12 protein-coding genes are annotated in these 18328 nt (G+C 45.0%); 2 read left to right on the forward strand and 10 right to left on the reverse strand.

Translation table 11 applies throughout. From position 1 onward, the window contains the following. Positions 1-20 precede the first annotated feature (20 nt). Positions 21-833 carry a glucosamine-6-phosphate deaminase gene (gene nagB / locus DW205_RS10940; protein WP_005859323.1) on the forward strand — a complete coding sequence of 271 codons (813 nt, stop codon included), beginning with the start codon at positions 21-23 and terminating at the stop codon, positions 831-833. 227 nt (positions 834-1060) lie between these two features. Here the strand turns inward: nagB and DW205_RS10945 are convergent, their stop codons facing one another. The 8 genes from DW205_RS10945 to DW205_RS10985 form a co-directional block, all read right to left on the reverse strand. Then, a complete protein-coding gene (locus DW205_RS10945; RefSeq protein ID WP_005867623.1) occupies positions 1061-3478 on the reverse strand; it encodes a S9 family peptidase in 2418 nt (805 codons plus the stop codon). A gap of 87 nt (positions 3479-3565) precedes the next feature. Further along, positions 3566-5086, reverse strand: coding sequence for a RagB/SusD family nutrient uptake outer membrane protein (locus DW205_RS10950; RefSeq protein ID WP_005859319.1), 1521 nt, complete (start codon positions 5084-5086; stop codon positions 3566-3568). A 30-nt stretch (positions 5087-5116) separates the two neighbouring features. Beyond that, on the reverse strand, positions 5117-8332 hold the full coding sequence (locus DW205_RS10955) for a TonB-dependent receptor (RefSeq protein ID WP_005867625.1): 3216 nt from the start codon (positions 8330-8332) through the stop codon (positions 5117-5119). Positions 8333-8748: 416 nt separating this feature from the next. Then, positions 8749-10107 carry a TolC family protein gene (locus DW205_RS10965; protein WP_005859313.1) on the reverse strand — a complete coding sequence of 453 codons (1359 nt, stop codon included), beginning with the start codon at positions 10105-10107 and terminating at the stop codon, positions 8749-8751. Between the two features lie 12 nt (positions 10108-10119). Further along, the gene (locus tag DW205_RS10970; RefSeq protein WP_005867627.1) at positions 10120-11241 is read right to left on the reverse strand and encodes an efflux RND transporter periplasmic adaptor subunit; all 1122 of its coding nucleotides are present in this window, start codon (positions 11239-11241) and stop codon (positions 10120-10122) included. Between the two features lie 33 nt (positions 11242-11274). Then, on the reverse strand, positions 11275-12534 hold the full coding sequence (locus tag DW205_RS10975; RefSeq protein ID WP_005867630.1) for an ABC transporter permease: 1260 nt from the start codon (positions 12532-12534) through the stop codon (positions 11275-11277). Between the two features lie 20 nt (positions 12535-12554). Further along, complete coding sequence (locus DW205_RS10980; RefSeq protein ID WP_005867632.1) at positions 12555-13829, reverse strand: ABC transporter permease; 1275 nt, start codon at positions 13827-13829, stop codon at positions 12555-12557. After that, positions 13822-14505 (reverse strand): ABC transporter ATP-binding protein, encoded by a 684-nt coding sequence (locus DW205_RS10985; RefSeq protein ID WP_005867634.1) that lies wholly within the window; start codon positions 14503-14505, stop codon positions 13822-13824. Before DW205_RS10985 ends, DW205_RS10980 begins: the two co-directional genes overlap by 8 nt. Positions 14506-14936: 431 nt before the next feature. On the opposite strand from DW205_RS10985, the gene purT reads away from it, so the two are divergent. Beyond that, positions 14937-16118 (forward strand): formate-dependent phosphoribosylglycinamide formyltransferase, encoded by a 1182-nt coding sequence (gene purT / locus DW205_RS10990; RefSeq protein ID WP_005859304.1) that lies wholly within the window; start codon positions 14937-14939, stop codon positions 16116-16118. 354 nt (positions 16119-16472) lie between these two features. Here the strand turns inward: purT and DW205_RS10995 are convergent, their stop codons facing one another. Further along, positions 16473-17951 carry a PD40 domain-containing protein gene (locus DW205_RS10995; protein ID WP_005859301.1) on the reverse strand — a complete coding sequence of 493 codons (1479 nt, stop codon included), beginning with the start codon at positions 17949-17951 and terminating at the stop codon, positions 16473-16475. A 7-nt stretch (positions 17952-17958) separates the two neighbouring features. Further along, positions 17959-18328 (reverse strand): DUF6057 family protein (locus DW205_RS11000; RefSeq protein ID WP_233523146.1); only part of this gene is annotated, 370 nt, incomplete at its 5' end.

Raw genomic sequence — 18328 nt, forward strand, 5'->3', positions numbered from 1 at the left:
CAATTAAAAAACATAACGTTATGAGACTAATTATCGAACCTAATTACGAGCAACTCTCAAAATGGGCTGCCAATTATGTAGCAGCGAAGATCAAAGCCGCGAATCCAACCGCTGAAAAACCATTCGTACTGGGCTTGCCTACCGGATCTTCTCCGCTGGGTATGTACAAGAACCTGATTGAATTGAACAAGCAGGGTGTCGTATCGTTCCAGAACGTGATCACTTTCAATATGGATGAGTATGTCGGCCTTCCGAAAGATCATCCGGAAAGCTATCATTCTTTCATGTGGAATAATTTCTTCAGTCATATCGATATCAAACCGGAGAACGTAAATATCTTGAATGGTAACGCCGAGGATTTGGAGGCTGAGTGTGCGTCTTATGAGGCTCGCATGAAAGCGGTCGGTGGCGTAGACCTGTTCTTGGGTGGTATCGGTCCTGATGGCCATATTGCGTTCAATGAGCCGGGTTCATCTTTGAGTTCTCGTACTCGTATCAAGACGTTAACTACAGATACGATTATCGCTAACTCCCGTTTCTTTGATAATGACGTGAATAAAGTTCCGAAGACTTCTGTAACGGTTGGTGTAGGTACGGTTCTTGACGCTAAGGAGGTATTGATCATGGTAAATGGTCATAACAAGGCTCGTGCGTTGCAACAAGCCGTTGAGGGCGCCGTGAACCAAATGTGGACAATTACCGCCTTGCAGTTGCATCCGAAGGGAATCATTGTTTGCGATGAGGCGGCTTGCGCGGATCTTAAGGTAGGTACTTATAACTATTTCAAGGATATCGAGAAGGATCATCTTTGTCCTTGTTCATTGCTAAAATAAACGAATCTCAGATAGGGCTTTCTTTGAATGCCCATCATAAGGAGTTAAGAATGCCCATTGTAAGGAGTTTACGATGGGCATTCTTATAACCTTACGATGGGCATCGTTGTTTTAGGGTAATTGGTGGCTGCCGGCTGGCTTCCTCATAGAAGATATACTTCACTGGTTAGAGGAAATATACTTTTCCTGTCAGAGGATATATACTTCATTGACAAAGTCAGTACTACTTACTTTTTTGCGTTCTTGACGTAACGATCCAGCCATAGGTCACATTCATACAATAGATGTAATATGTTCTCTTTGGCGGCGTAGCCATGACTCTCATAGGGCAATACGACATAACGTGCGATCGCCCCGTGGCCTTTTAGGGCACTGAACAGGCGCTCGGATTGGATCGGAAAGGTTCCGGAGTTGTTATCCATCTCACCATGTATGATTAATAAAGCTCCATGTAGTTTATCGGCAGACATGAATGGCGACATGGCATTATATATTTCCGGCACTTCCCAATACGTACGGGTCTCTGTTTGGAAGCCGAATGGGGTAAGCGTACGGTTGTAAGCTCCGCTACGTGCGATGCCGGCTTTGAACAGTTTGGTATGTGTTAATAGATTCGCTGTCATGAAAGCTCCATAGGAATGTCCTCCTACGGCTACACGATTCGGATCACCTACACCCATCTCGGAAATGACTTTTACGGCCGCCTCGGCGTTCATTGTCAATTGCTCAATGAAATCATCGTTCGGCTCCGCTCCCTCACTGGTACTAACGATCGGCATCTCGACATTTTCCATTATACAGAATCCACGTAAAACCCAATAGACGGGAGAACCATAGTTGATATTCGTAAACATGTATTGAGAACCTCGTACCTGAGAAGCCTCGGCCTTGCTTTTATATTCTCTCGGATAGGCCCACATTAAGACAGGTAATGGACCGTCCTTCGCTTTATCATATCCGGCAGGGAGGTATACGGTCGCTGTTAGATCCAAACCATCCGCACGTTTATACTTGATCTTTTGTTTACTAACGTTTGCCATGGCCGGATATGGATTGGCGAAATGAGTCAATTGAGCGAATTTTTTCTTTCTCAAGTCACGAGAGCAGAGATTCGCCGGTTCTGTAATGGATTGCCGTGAAGTGATCAATTGCAGCTTTTCCGGATTCGCTACCTTTAGGATGGTCTCATAATATCCGTCCTCGCAGCGCCAAAGTTCTGTGTTCTTTTTTGTTTTTAAATTGTAACGGCTAAGGTAAGGCATATCCCCTTTAGGAGAGGCACCTTGGGCAAGCATCAATAACTCATTGTGGGCTTTATTGATATAAACGATATATTTACCATACGCATTTTTAACCGTAAGTGGATTTCCCGGATTGTTGTAATTATCGTCGGTGGATACATCGAATAATAGAACCGGAGACTCAGAAGAGCAAGGCTTAAAAGTAAATGTCCTGTTTTTTCGAGTCTCCCGGGAAGTCTCGATCAATAAAGCGAAAGCATCGTCATTCCACAGGATGTTGCGGAAACGTTTCTCTGTCTTTGCGACTTCCTGTTTCTCGCTGTTGAACGGATAGCTTATTTGGTAGATAATATCCATGAAATCGGTCTTGTTTTGCTTAGGATCTCCTTTATCTTGCGCTTCCGCCCAGTAAACGGTAGCCGGTTGATCCGATCTCCATCCGAATTGGCGGGGATAAGGCGAGGTCGTGTCATATCCCATCGGTATATTAATGGTTGGATTATCCGCTAACGTATAAATGGAATTACCTTGTAAGTCGATAACCTCGAACTTTTGTGGAAAGTTATATACCGGTACTTGATAGGAATACGGACGATGGACTGTCGCGATAAGTAGCAAAGATTTATCCGGGGATAATGAAAGTGTACTGCCGTAGATTGCCGGTTTTCCGATCTCGTACACAATGCCCTCTTTTATACGTACCAATTGGGAGGTGAAGTAATAGTCGAATAATTGCTCGTCGTACGGATTTTTCAGCAAGTCTTGATAGGTACGAGCGGGCATCACCTTTCCAGTACTTTCTTGAATGATGGGCCCGGATGGGACTGTGGGTTTCTCCGGTGCCTTCCCCCTGTTTTCTGGAACCATAAGCGTAATAAACTCATTGTCGCTAATCCATAAGATCTCCGCTCCACTTGTCGCGTTGATTTTACGGGTACTTACTTTCTGAGCTACGGGCTGTTCCGGGGTACAGTTATAAAGATATACGCCATTCGCCTCTTCCACGAATAGAGCTACCTTATTGGATGAAGGAGAGAATGAGGCTTCTGTGATTACTGCGTTGTCAGGAATTCCTTCTATCTTGATTTCTTCTTGAGTAGCGATGTTCATTAAACTGGCACCCGTATATTCGGCTTGCCGGCTCGTATTGAATGTTTCGGGACTGATACGCATTCCCGCTAATTTAAGCTCCGGTTGCGCAAGCTTGGCGATAGACCGGTACGGGGAACGCTCTAACTGGAGTGCCCACTGATTGTTATCACTAATTCGGATGATAGGAGAAAGCTTGGCCAAGGCCACTTCCTCGATAACTGCAGGAGGACGTTGATAATGTGTTTCTTGCGCTATTCCAGGACATATAAGCGCTAAAGAGAGCAGAGCTGAAAATAAATGATTTGTTTTCATAAATAGTGATATAAGAAATCCCCAAAGATAACCTGTTAAAGTATACTTTGGGGATTGTGATTAATGTAAGTTAACGTAAAAAGAGTGTTAATAGTTCTTTTCGATCAAGTCGTTGAAATCTGTTTCCTTTTTTGGAATCTCGAAGATCCAGCCATCAGCATTCGGATCCTTGTGCAAGAAACCACAGAAAGTAGCGTCAAAATTAGAACCGGTTCTATCCAATGGCAAACCTAGACGTTTCAAGTCGAACCAACGGAAACCTTCGCCCCAAAGTTCGATACGGCGATGTGTCATGATCTCATCCGCTAGTTTTGCGCCTGTGTTACCCAAATCCTTGTACTCTGGATCACGTTCTTTCAACAAGGCTTGCAAATATTCCTTTGCTTTTGCGTCTTGATTGGAACGAGCGAAAGCCTCGGCTGCTGTCAAGTACATTTCGCTGATACGCATGAAGGCAAAATCACCTACAGCATCAGCTGTAGAGCGTGCTGTGAACTTGCGGTTCTGATAAACACGCTGGTTGTAAGAAGTTGCGGGTACTTCTGCCTTTCCTGTCGGATCCCACCATTGACGGCGAAGATCGGTTGGCGACATTAAGTCGTAAGTACTTTGGCTGATACATTTGATACCTGTGCGGATAGAGCTGGAGTTGAAGTTCCAAGACATATACGCATAGAAAGAGTAGAAATAAACCGTTTGGTCATTCTGCGTCATAGCAGCATACATCGCCTCTTTTGTAGCGGAAGTGATATTAGCGAAACCATTCATCAATTCAGACTGAGACATGATCTTACAGCCATCTTTCTCTGCTTCATTGATAGAATTCACCGCGGCCGTAGCTGCGTCTGCGTATTTCTGTTGAGTCAGAAGAGCACGTGCTTTCAATCCGTAAACCGATGCTAGGCTATAATGATTCTTATCATTTGGCTCATAGTCTGCCAATAAGTTCAACGCTTCGTCTAAGTCTCCGTGAATCTTCGTGTACACCTCTTCTACCGTATTACGTGCCATAGGCTCGATTTCCGGACTCGTACGATAAGGAACTCCCGGTTGAGAGTTGTCCTGTCCGTTACGATATGGTTTCGCATAATATTGTACTAGATTGAAATGACTCCATGCACGAATTGCCAAACACTCGCCCTTGATATGGTTCGCAAGCGCTTTTTCGCTATCTGTGAGTTTTGACTCATCGCTAAAGTTATCATTCAACGCTTTCAAGATGTTGTTTGCATTCAAAATGAACTTATAATAAGTTTCCCACTCACCGGAGTTGTACGAACTTGTTGCGTTCGTTGGATAACTCCAGTTTAAGAAACCTTGATGCCAAGTCTGCGTGTCCCATGTCAAATCATCAGCCAACGCTTCTCGACCGATGATGAAACCGGGCTCACCTCCCAAACCTTGGTTGCCTAAGTCTTGAGATACCATCTTACGATGAATACCGTTCAGTGCAAGATAAAGATTGTCGAGCGAAGTGGATACTGTCGTGAATGAAACGTTCTCGGTTGGGATTGTATCCATATAATCGCTGGAACAGCTTGTGCCGATAAGCGAGCCACTTAGAAGCAGTCCTGCTGCGATGTGTTTGAATAATTGTATATTTTTCATATCTTTTCCTTTGTTTGATGTATTATGAATTTAGAACGATACATTTAAACCGATCGTAAAGTTCTTAGCCGGCATATATTCATTGTAAGATACTCCGGCATAGTTAGCTTGCGGATTCAGACCTTGACGGGCTTTCAACATGAATAAGTTCTCTGCGCTGACATTGACGCGTGCACTCTTGATGTTGATAACGTTTAGGATAGACTTAGGCAAGTTGTAAGCCAAAGTGACAGTACGCAAGTTCAAGTAATTTGCGTTTGTCAACCAACGTGTAGAATAGGATTGTCCAATGCTAGTCGCATGATCTGAGTTATTGTCCAAACGAGGTACATCTGTGATCTGGCCCGGAGTTGTCCATGCGTTATGTAGATCCGGTGACATCGCATAACCGAACTCACCTACATCCATCAATCCTCTATAACTCGAGTCAAGCACCTTACCTCCTAATGAATAAGAGAATACGGTAGAAAGGTCGAATGCCTTATAGCTCAAATTGATATTGAAACCACCATATACTTTCGGAACGGCAGAACCACTGAAATCATATTTCGCATAGCTATAAGAGTTTGTCAATACTTGACCATCTTTCTCTACAAGTGTCTTTTTTACCGCATCTTTAATATTACCATTCGCATCGGTGTTGTTTTCGGCATCAAAGATATACAATCCATCTCCGTTATCAGGATTAACACCCCACCATTGACGTAACCAGAACTCATAGATTGAATGTCCCTCCATCAATTTCTTAGAGTCTTTGATGATACCATCTTTCCGGTTGGCATCAGGCAGACGAGTCACCTTATTATTGATGAATGTAGCGTTTGCGCCGACTGATAATTTCCAATCTTTTGATTTTAATACTTGGTAGTTTAAGTCGATTTCCACACCTTGGTTACGAACTTTACCAATGTTTTGTACGATCTTTTCGACACCACTGGATAACGGCTGGCTAACATTGAATAACAAGTCTCTGGAGGCCTTACGGAAGAACTCGACCGTACCATTTAAGCGACCGAACAATCCGAATTCTAAAGCGACGTCGGTAGAAACCTGTGTCTCCCATTTCAAATTATTGTTTGCCATAGTCGGGAAGTAGAGACCTGCTTCCGAACCGTTGTTGATACCCAAATTATACAAGGTTTGATAAGGATAGTAATCCTGTTGTGTGTCATCATCTGTATAATAGATGGCATCGTTTCCGGTTTCACCGTAGGATGCTCTCAGTTTCAAATTGTCCACCCAAGTCAAGTTTTCCATGAAATCTTCTTGGCTGATACGCCAAGATGCTCCGAATGACCAGAAGTTACCCCAACGGTTATCCTTGCTAAAGCGAGAGGAACCGTCACGACGATACGAGGCTGTTACATAATATTTATCATCGAAATCATAGTTCAAACGAGCGAAGTATCCTTCTTTCTTATATTCGCGTGTGTAAGACTCCATTGAGCTTACGTTTACGAAGTTACCATACTCGTATGTTCCGGAAACGATCTCGTTGGTCTTCATTCCATAGTTATGTTGGAAGCGGTAGCTATAGTTCTCATGGCCTAACAAAGCTTCGATGTTATGTTTACCAAAAGTCTTTGTGTAATTGATCAATTGGTTGAAAGTCTGGGTCAAGTAGTTTCTATTTCGGATGTTCAAACGTCCCGGTCCTGCGGTTCCGTCACCTACCTCTGGGTTCTCATATACTCTACGGCGTTCATCCTTATTGTCAAATGCGTAGTTCACTGTTAAGTTCAATCCTTCGATCGGAGTGATCGTTACATAAGTACGGGCACTAGAGTTTGTGGTAGACATCAAGCGATCGTTCCACAGGGCCTCAGCGATACCGTCGCGTCCATTGCTGGAGATACGGGCTCCTTCATAATCATAGGTATATAAAGCCGGATCAGTAACTACGTTTCCTTCTTTATCCAAATAAGCCCCTGTCTCAATATCATGCTTATGTACCGGATAGATCGGTGCCATAGAACGAATGAAACGAGATAAGTTACCATAACCAGCGGAGTTGCTAGAAGTAGAAGTAGAATAATTGGAATTTGTGCGACTTAAACCTAAATTCAATCCACTCTTGAACCATTTCACCGGATAGATATTATAGTTCAAGCGTGCGTTGTAACGCTCAAAGTCTGTCTTAATCATATATCCCTTATCATTCAGATAGCCTATGGAAGCATATGTGTCGCTCTTTTCTGTTTTTGTATTGTAGCTTACATTATATTCTTGGCGATGTCCGGTACGGTAAGCGGCATCTTCCCAATCAAGGTCCTCACCCCATTTTAAAGCCGAGGCTGATGGATTCAATAAACCGTCTGTGCCCACGATTGCGTCATTGGCGATTCCTACGAAAGGATTATATTTTAATTTGTTGATAATATCTTTAGAAGCATTAGCGGCAGCGTCGGCAGCACTTTGTCCGAGTGACATATTTGCGTTTCTCAACATTTGCCATTGCAAAGGATAATAATCGTATACACCTACTTTTGCGTAATCGTTATAAGCTCTGCTAGACCAACCTTGTGAGATACTCAAGGTAACACCTGCGCCACTGCTGGTAGAACCTTTCTTGGTCGTGATCAAAACCACACCGTTACCTGCGCTAGATCCATACAAAGATGTAGAAGCGGCATCTTTTAAAATTGTCATTGATTCGATATCAGATGGGCTGATAGAAGAGATATCACCACTGAAGATGGCGCCATCCACTACATATAAAGGAGCATTATCCGCGTTTACAGAACCAAAACCACGGATCGTTACCTTAGCAGCTTCTCCCGGTTGTCCGATAGAGGAAGTCATTTGTACTCCGGAAGTGTTTCCTTCTAATGCGGAGAGGGCGTTACTCAATGGACGTTTGTCCATCAAAGCGGCACCCACCGTGGATGCGGAACCTGTAAAAGAACTTTTCTTTGCGGTACCATAAGCTACGACAACAACTTCATCTATAGCTTGAGAATCTGAAGAAAGAACAATTCTCATGTTTTGCTGAGCTGTAGTTTCTTGAGTCCGTAAACCTACATAAGAAATAATTAGCTTAGCATCTTTCTGAGTTTCTAACTCAAATTTACCATCTAAATCGGTAATGGTTCCAATAGTGGTTCCTTTTACTACGATGGATGCACCTATAACAGGCTCCCCATCATCTTCATTAATCACTACACCGGTCACCTTCATTTGCTGGGCGACCATACACTGCACTCCCAGAAAGAATGAGAGTAGTACAAGCGTTAATTTGTGCTTCATAGAATGAATTTGTTTGTTAATTAGACACACATTATTTTTTCGAGAGACCATAGTCTGCACAGAACTATGTTTAAAAGCATAATTAACAGACAGATAACCAAGACCAAAAACTCCCCTGCCAGCTATCATAATGCAAGAACTCCCCCAGTAGAACTAAATTGAATTTGGTAATATCAATCAATATTATATTAGTTTTAGAATGTTTTATAACAGTTTGCTTTTTTATAATAAAAATTAGTATATTTGCGGCTGTGAATTTCTAGAGTCTTGGTATGTACATTTTTTGATAAGTATTTTAACTGTAGTTCTGTGCAGACTAAATGCATTAATGAATGCTGAAAGGGAAGATGTCCATAAAGACCATCTTCCCTTAAACTTTGTGTGTATAATGAAAAAAATGAAGTGTTAATTAACGTTTATAAACGGATCGGATTGCCATTATAGAAATCAAGAATCTTCGTACGGAAGATAAAATCATATTTGGCCTGTGCCTGTTCCGCTAGACTTTGTGCGTATTTTGTTTTAGCCTCATTAAATTCAAAGACAGTGCTTTTACCTGCGTTGTAACGCTCTTGGGCATAATTGAACGCTTCCTTGCTCGCCGTGACGGATTTGTCGGAAGCCGTATATTTCTCTTGGGAAGCCGTTGCGTTGTAGTACGCTTGCTGGATTTCCTTGTATAACGTTTTCTTTGTATTTTCCATCAGCAATTCCCGGTTGATAATGTTGATCCTTGCGGTACGAACGCTATTGCGTACTTGGAAGCGGTTGAAAAGTGGAATACTCAATGAGAATCCGACGATCTTTTGCCCATTCTGCTTAAACTGCTCGCTAAAGGAACGAGTATCGGCAAATTCACCTCCGGAAGTAGAATGATAATATCCATTGCTGTAACTAGCCCCGAAATTTAACTTGGGGTAATAGCCCGCTTGCGCGACACGCAACATTTTCTTTTGGCTCTCTAGCAAATACTGTTGTTCCTTGATCTGAGGCTTGAACGTAACCGCATGATCGTAAATGTTTTCCGGAGGTAGGATGCTGCTCATATTATCAGCCACCGCATCTTCAATTACAGGAGTCTGTATATCGAAACTCCGATCGCTTCGCTCTAGTTCCAGACTTTGCGCCAGATCCAGTAAAGCGAGGTTCACATTGTTTTGCGACTCGGTAAGCGTGACCTCATCTTTCGCTAATTGGGCCTTGATATCATACAGTTGGGAAAGTGGCACCTTTCCGGCGTTCACCATGGCCTCTGTTTTATTCACCTGCTCCTTGTCTAGTTCCACTTGTAGTTGCGCTATTTTCAGTAACTCTTTATTATAAAGTACTTGCAGGTAGTAGGAAGCTATATTGATGGATAGGTCTTCTCTCGCCTTATTCAAGTTCTCGATAGACGCTTTTAGATCAAGTTTGCGGGCGGCGATATCGTTCGGTATTTTTAACCCGTCAAATAAAGGCATGTCCAGATTGATCCCCAATGTGGAATTGGCGGCGTTCTGGTCCACGATCACCCCGGATTTAGACGTGGAGCGTCCGAACTGGAAGCTCTGTCCAAGACTGCCGTTTAGGGCCGGGAGCCAACTGTATTTGCTGGTATGTAAGTCTACCTTTCGGCTTTCCTGTTCCTGCTCCTTTTGCTTTAAGTCGATATTATGCTCGATGGCATATTGGATGCACTCCTCCAGACTCCATTGCTTCACCGCATCCTGAGCGAAAACATAGTTTCCGGACAGGAGGGAAGCGATTGCCAGTATATATAAGTTTCTTCTCATCATACAATCTTTCTTTTATTTCTTATTCGGGTCAATAGCTGCGCCCCGGACTTTATCGGTCGCGGCCAGTCCTTCTTGAATCTCGATCTTGATACCGTCGGACAGACCTACCTTTACAGGATGCTTCTCGAAGACTTGCTCCGGTTGCTCTTGTTTAACTAACTGAACGAATGCGGAATCCCCTTGGAACTCAACCGTACTTTCCGGGATCGTAAGCACGTCTTCCGCACGTTTTAGCACGATCTCGGCGTTGGCGCTATATCCCGCACGGATGAAAGCATCTTCGGGGATCGTTACGGCCGCCTTGATCTCAAATTGAATGGCTCCATTCTTGTCTACTCCCTTGGGCGATACATATTCCAGCAAAGCGTCGAATGAACGGCTTTCCATGGCGCCGACGGTCAATTTGATCGGCATTCCCTCGTGGATGCGTCCGATCTCGGTCTCGTCTACGTTTCCTTTGAAGATCATGTCGTTCATATTGGCTACGGTAGCGATCGTCGTGCCATCATTGAAATTATTCGCTTGGATAACCGAGTTACCTACTTTAACGGGAATGTCCAAGATCATACCGGTAATGGTACTACGGATTTGGGTCGTACTGGCCACGCTGGAGTTCTTGGCTATACCGTCGCGGATGATCTCCAAGGCACTTTGCGCATTATCCTTTTCCTCCACGGCTTTTAGGTAGTTCGCTTTGGAAAGATCGAAATCTTCTTGGGCGATAACACCTTGCTTAAATAATTGCGTATCCCGCTTATAAGTCTCTTCCACTTGCTTCAAAGAGATATTGGCGAGGTTCACGCGCGATTCGGCGCTGTTGAGCTGTACCATCTCGGGGATTACCTTGATAATGGCGATAATCTCTCCCGCTTGGACCATCTGCCCCGCTTCTTTCTTCAGCTCGGAGATGATACCGGATATCTGCGGCTTGATCTCCACCTCGAAACGAGGCTCTACGTTTCCGGTAGCGACCGTCTTGGTTTCCACATCCCCTTTTTCAGGGGTTACGATCTCATAAACGGTGATGACCGGTTGCGCTTTCTTCCATAAGAAATAGAATGTACCGATTACCGCTGCTCCCACAAGTACTAATAAGATGATACGCAGGATCTTTTTTACAATGCGATTCTTCATGATTATATAGTTTTATTAATTGACAATTGTTGTTTATTCTTCTCGTATGGCATCTATCGCCTTGATCTGCATAGCTCGCCATGCGGGGATCAGCCCGGCCAGCAGACCGCTGAATAATAAGATCACCGTGGCCGCTACCGCGATCTGGATGCTTACCTCCGGATGCTCCATCATGGTTCCGTTGGAAGCCGGCTGGGCACTCATGATCTTATCTACAAGATCGAGCAGGAATACCCCGGCGCTTAACCCCAACAAACCCGCTAAGGCCGTAAGTAGCAGACTCTCGCTCATGATCTGCGAGATGATGTTCCAAGGCTTCGCTCCCAAGGCCCTGCGTACGCCGATTTCCCGGGTACGCTCCTTAACCGTTACCATCATGATATTACTTACACCGATAATACCCGCCAATAACGTACCCATACCCACGAGCCAGATCAAGATATCGATACCGATAAATAGCATATTGAAAGTCTCGAACTGAGCCGCCAAGTTGATCACCGTCACGGCCTGCGGGTCGGTAGGAGAGATCTGGTTCTGGCTCTTTACAATATCCTTGATCTGCGTGATCACCGGATCGATCTTATAGCCGGGTTTGGCGCTCACGCACAAGAAGTGAATGATATCCCCTTGGTTCAGCGTCTGTTGCATGGTACTGAAAGGGAGGAATACGCTTTCCTCGGCCCGTCCGCCGATATTGACGCTAGAGGCTCGTTGCTTCGTGACGCCTACCACTTGGTAGTAAATCCCGTTTACCCGGATATATTTCCCGCAGGGATCATTTCCCTTGAACAATACCTCGTTCACCTTAGCGCCGATCAAGCAAACCTTACGTTTCTCGATCTCGTCGATCTCGTTTAGTAACCGTCCGTAATAAAGCTGCTGGGTCTCGATCTTGAAATAATCGGGCTGCACGCCTTTTACGTTATAAGTACCGCTTAATTGGCCGAAAACGATATTCTTGTCCGAGCGATTTCCCCAGATGATGGGGGAGACGGCCTCGATGTCCTTCACCTGTTTCCGGATGCTCTCCACGTCCCGGTTTCGCATGTCCCATTGACGCCCCTTGTTAAAGCCTTTGTACGACTCGCTGGTCCGGTCGGAGAAAAAGAAGGCGGAGTTCGTGGCGAATCCGTTGATATTCGAGAACATAGCGTTCTTCATCCCGTTTCCGGCTCCCAATAGAATCACCAACATCAAGATTCCCCAGAATACGCCGAAGCAGGTCAACAAGCTGCGTGTCTTGTTTCGGGTGATCGTCACCCATATCTCTACCCATCTGTCTATGTCAAACATGGTTCTTTTCTTTTTTATGATTATTCCGTTCTCATGGCTTCGATAGCCGTGACTTTCACCGCCTTGCGTGCCGGGAAATAACCCGCCAATACACCGGCCGCGATGATCAATACCGTAGCGGAGCTAGCTATCGCCAGATTGACGGTCGGGTTACGGAAGACCGTCGTGTCTTCTCCGATATTCCCACCGGATTGGGCTCCGGCTTGGGCCATTTCCATCGCGTGATTGATTAGCTCCGTAAGCCCGATCCCCATGATCATCCCGACATAGCCGAAAACGGCTGTTACGAGGATGGACTCGGCGATTACTAATGCCAAGATCGAGCCGGGTTTAGCTCCCAATGCCTTGCGTATGCCGAACTCCCGGGTCCGTTCCCGTACGGTGATCAGCATGATGTTGCTAACTCCCACGATTCCTGCCATCAACGTTCCGATACCGATAATCCAGATAAACAAGGTAATCCCGTTCATTATATTATTCCACATCAAGAACTCATTCGCCATGTTCCACATACCGATAGCGTTCTTGTCTGTCGGGTCGAATTGGTGGCGGCGTGCCATCCATTCCCGGAAACTTTCCTCGAAAGCCTCATTCTCCTCTTCGGTAGTCACCCCTTTCAAGGTAAACGTTAGCGATCCGAAGCCGTATCCTTTATTATATAGCAATTGGGCTACGGAGAATGGGATGTAAGCGGGAGCGTTATTGCTTTTGTCATCATCGTTGTACACGCCGACTACTTGATACATCATATTCCCGCATTTCACGTATTTACCCAGCGGCTTCTCGTCACGAAACAAGACCTCCGCCATACGGGGACTGATCACGATTACTTTTCTTCGGTCCCTCATGTCCTGCTCATTGATGAAGCGGCCGTTATGCGTCTCTACATTCACGTAATTGATCGGGGCATGATCCGGATATACGCCATTGGTTTGTCCCGTCACATATTCCTCGTTGTAAGTGATCGTGTCATTGTGGGAGATAGTAGCCGAGCAAAGATCCACCTCCTTGAAGTCTCTCTTCAAGGCGCCTAGGTCCTCTTCCTTGAAACTGATGCTGCGGTTGGATTGCATACCTTTCCAAGGCTTGGTGGTATAGCGTGTCCATACCTCGACCCGGTTGGTAGACATATTCCTGAAGTTGTACATGATGCCATTGCGCAACCCGTTTCCCGCCCCCAGTAACACGATCAACATGAAAATACCCCATGAGACCGAGAAGCCGGTCAAGAAGGTACGGAGCTTATTCTTTTTGATGGTGCTCCATATTTCCCTGAAATTATCAAAGTCAAACATGATTCTCTTCTTTTTCGATACGTTCAATCAACCCGTCCTTTACCCGGATAATCCGGTCTGTAGCCTCCGCTACGGAAGGTTCGTGGGTAACGATCACCATGGTCATCCCTTCTAGGTTTACCTTGCGTAGTAGTTCCATTACCTCCACGGTCGTTTTGCTATCCAACGCTCCGGTCGGCTCGTCGGCCAATATGACTTGGGGTTTCGCGATCAAGGCCCGGGCGATCGCTACCCGTTGCTTCTGTCCACCGGACATCTCATTCGGCATATGCTCCGCCCAATCTTTCAATCCCACCATGTCCAAGTATTCCAGCGCCATGGCATTCCTCTTTTTCCGGCTGACCCCTTGATAATAGAGTGGGAGGGCAACGTTCTCCATGGCGTTCTTGAATGAGATTAAGTTAAAAGATTGAAAAATGAAGCCGATCATTCGGTTCCGGAGCTCGGCGGCACGGCTTTCGCTGAGATTCTGAATCAACTGTCCGTTTAATTGATAGGTGCCCGTGTCGTACGTATCTAATATCCCTAAGATATTCAATAAGGTTGACTTACCGGAACCGGAGGCTCCCATGATGGATACCATCTCTCCCTTCTCTATATCTAGGTCGATACCTTTCAAAACGTGCAGTGGGGCTCCATTAAAGTACGTTTTGTTTATTCCTCTCAGTTGAATCATCATATTATGTAGTTACTTTAATATATTAGACGTACAGTTTGCTAAATAAGTTACACTGTTGGTGAACACTTTTATCATTTGGTCACAAATATATGCTTTACTAAGATACCTTGTATCGCAAGGTACTTATAATTATGTAATATTAACAAAAGGTTTTGATCGAAAAGGTTTAGCTCTACCATCTATATCTATTAGCTTGTACGTGCGGTAACTTTACGTGCCGGTACTATATGTATACATCTTCTACCATCCGTTGGACGATCATGCACCAATTGGTAGACGATCATCCAACAGTTGGTGCATGATCGTCCAACAACTGATAGATAATGAATCTCTCTGCTTCTTCCACTTAATAGATAAAGAAAAAAGCCCTAGGCTATCTTTATCTAAACCCTTACCTTTGCGGCGAAATTCAAATAGCAGAAAGATTTATGGTAACAATTGGTACGCCCAAATCGGCTACGGCAACTAAAGTCGTGCTTTGTGGCTCGGGCGAATTGGGGAAAGAGTTTGTAATAGAGTTGCAGCGTTATGGCGTGGAGGTAATCGCCTTGGATAAGTATCCGGACGCTCCGGCCATGCAGGTGGCGCATCGTTCCTATGTGGTCTCCATGCTGGATGGCGATGCCTTGCGGGAGATCATCGAGAAAGAGAAACCGGATTATATCGTGCCGGAGGTGGAAGCGATCGCTACCCGTACCTTGATGGAACTGGAGGAAGAGGGATACCATGTGATTCCTACCGCCCGTGCCACTTGGCTGACGATGAACCGTGAGGGAATCCGCCGCTTGGCGGCCGAGGAGCTGGGCTTGCCTACCTCGCCGTATCGTTTCGCCGAGACCGAGGAGGAATTTAAAGAAGCGGTGAAGGTAATCGGTATGCCTTGCGTGGTGAAGCCGATCATGAGCTCAAGCGGACACGGACAGAGCGTGGTTCGTGAGGAAAAGGATATCGATCGTGCTTGGCAGTACGCCCAAGAAGGAGGACGTGCTGGAGCGGGTAAGGTGATCGTGGAAGGTTTCGTGGATTTCGACTATGAGATTACCCAGCTGACGGTTCGGCATATCGGAGGAACGTCTTTCTTGGAACCCGTAGGACATGTTCAGGTGGACGGTGATTACCGGGAGTCTTGGCAACCGCAAGCCATGAGCCTTGCCGCTAAAGCGAAAGCCCGTGAGATCGCCGGTAAGATCACCGAGGCTTTAGGCGGACGTGGTATTTTCGGCGTGGAATTATTCATTAAAGGAGATGATGTCATATTCAGCGAGGTTTCCCCCCGTCCGCACGATACCGGAATGGTGACGATGATTACACAGGATTTGTCTCAATTCGCTTTGCACGCCCGTGCAGTGCTTGGCTTGCCGATCCCTAATATCGTGTTTCATGGAGCGGGAGCTTCCCGTGCCGTTGTAGTGGAAGGGGACAGTGACCGGTTGTCTTTGGGGAATCTGGATAAGGTTTTGGAACAACCCGATACGCAGATGCGTTTCTTTGGAAAACCGGAAGTTCATGGACATCGCCGTATGGCCGTCTTGCTGGCTCGTGGTTTGGATGTGACGGAGGCAAGGGAGAAGACCGGAGTGATGATGGAGCAGTTAAATGTTAAATTGTGATGCTTCCTAGGATAAATGAACGTTTTGGTGTGTGTTGTGAATAAAATGTGAATATTTACAGACCTATTTTTCTATCAAAATAGTTTATTTTTGTCTCAAGTTTTTAAAGAGACATTTGATAATCTATAAACGCAGATTACATATGTTTGTTTCACTAAAGAGTGAAATCTGATTGCCGAAAGTTTGTACTTATTTTATGAATACAACAAATGGAAATATGGGCGTTGATTTGAAACGCTCTATTTCTATTCTCGGTGAAGATAAAAGAGTGAGCAAACAGATCAATAGCTAAGGGTGGGTAGATTTAACCAAACAGACATCCTTATCTCCTTTCGCCCACCCTAGCTATTGTTCTTATTTTACTTGGATTCCTTTTGTATTTCTCATGGTTTCCATCACGGCATGCGTATCTACTTGGGCCTTTTCTTGTATAAACTCCGGGAGGTTGTAAGTCCACAACAGGTCTTTATAATATTTTACGGGATTTTTTTGCGGCAGGAGGAATGGTTTATGGGCCGTACCTTTATCATCGATATAGGTAAAGAACGGGCGTGTGTATAATCCATCCAACCTGCGACTGCTAAATACCAGCCAACGATTGTTGTGGCTCCATGAATGGTAGCTTTCTCCTTCGGCGCTGTTCGCCTCGCTCAGCGGGTACGTCTTTCCGTCGGATAGGCGGATCATATATAATTCAGCGTCTTTATGCCAAACCCCGAAACCGCCATATTCCTGTAGGGTAAAAGCCAGATATTTACCATCCGGTGAGATTCTAGGGAAGGATACGCTTTTGTGATTGGCCCGGCCATTGTATAAAGTATCTACTTGCTGGCCTAGGGTGCGGGTTTCCGGGTCAAAGTCGACACGGCATAGGCTGTAGGTCATTTGTCTGAAATTCTTAGAAATAGAATCTACGGCGGCGGTCGAACTGAAATAGAGGCTCTTCCCGTCGGGAGAGAACGCAGGGAATATTTGCCATGCGTCTTTGGAATTTAACGCTTCGCAAGAGAATACCTCGTTCTTCTTCACGTCATAGATCACGATATCGGAGTTATGATCCAATACTTCCAGCGTATTGGGATTATTGATGAAGAAGTTTTGGTAGGTATCGCATACGGTGGCCGCCAGATAGTTACCATTCGGATGCCAATACATGTAGACAAAGTTTGAGACGGTCTCGGGAGTCTTGGTATTTAGCTTGGTGATTTTCTTTCCATCAATCAGTACGGAACCGGCGTGTTTGCCTCGCATATGGAAAATCATTTTATCCGGGTTCCCGGAGGAAAACGTGTGGCAGTTTACGCAGTTATAGTCGGTTAAGCTATTCTCATAAATCACGCTTTGGTCATAATTCTCCAAGTTCCGTTGATAGATACCCATCCTGTTCCACATATCATTGCTCAAGGCTAATAACCGATAGGCTATATATTTATCAATGGAATCATTTACGATGTCCATATGAAAAGGCGTATAGGCGTTCCATTCGCCCTGTATGCGTTTAGCGATGGTCAATTCTATTTGGTTTCCGGCATTCTCTTTCAATAAGGCTTTCCATCTTTTTTGTGGGATCTCAAAGAGCCCCTCATCGCTATAGACTTGGAGTTGAGTCTTTTCCCCTTTAATGATAAGGCAGTGCTCACTGCTATCGGCGATAGAGAAATTGAGCGGGGCGATGTTCACAGGGATGGTCACATCCTTGTAATCCGGATAAATGGCGATTTCCTTGTTTAGACTCTTGGCGATCTGTACGTCGCTTTTGGAGCATGAAACCATCAAGGCGATGAGAAAAAGGAAAAGATATCGGTTTGTATTTGTGTAAGTCTGTCTTTCCATATGTGTTTTATTTAGAGAGTATCAAATAGTACCAGAAAGTAGGTTGATAGTCGGCTATTCCAGTCGCTACATTTTGTCGGGCATGCCTTAGTCCCAATACACGTTGCTTGAATATCGAGAACTCGGACAGGACTTTATCGGTTACCCCATACTTGCGGCAATATTCCGGATCATGCTCCGCATAAGAGATCACGGCTTGTTGCAAGGGTTCGGGTAATATAGGGAGTACTTCCGTCCCACTGAATCTTTCAACAAACGTTTTTATAGCGGGCAGGTCTTTCGATAATAATAACGTACCGATCGTATAATCCAATGCGGCTTTATTCTGGGGATTCTCTTCTGTTATCCGAAATTTCGGATAATAAAAGTTATCCAAA

Origin of the sequence: Parabacteroides sp. AM17-47 (assembly GCF_003434625.1) — a bacterium.
Lineage (GTDB): Bacteria > Bacteroidota > Bacteroidia > Bacteroidales > Tannerellaceae > Parabacteroides > Parabacteroides distasonis.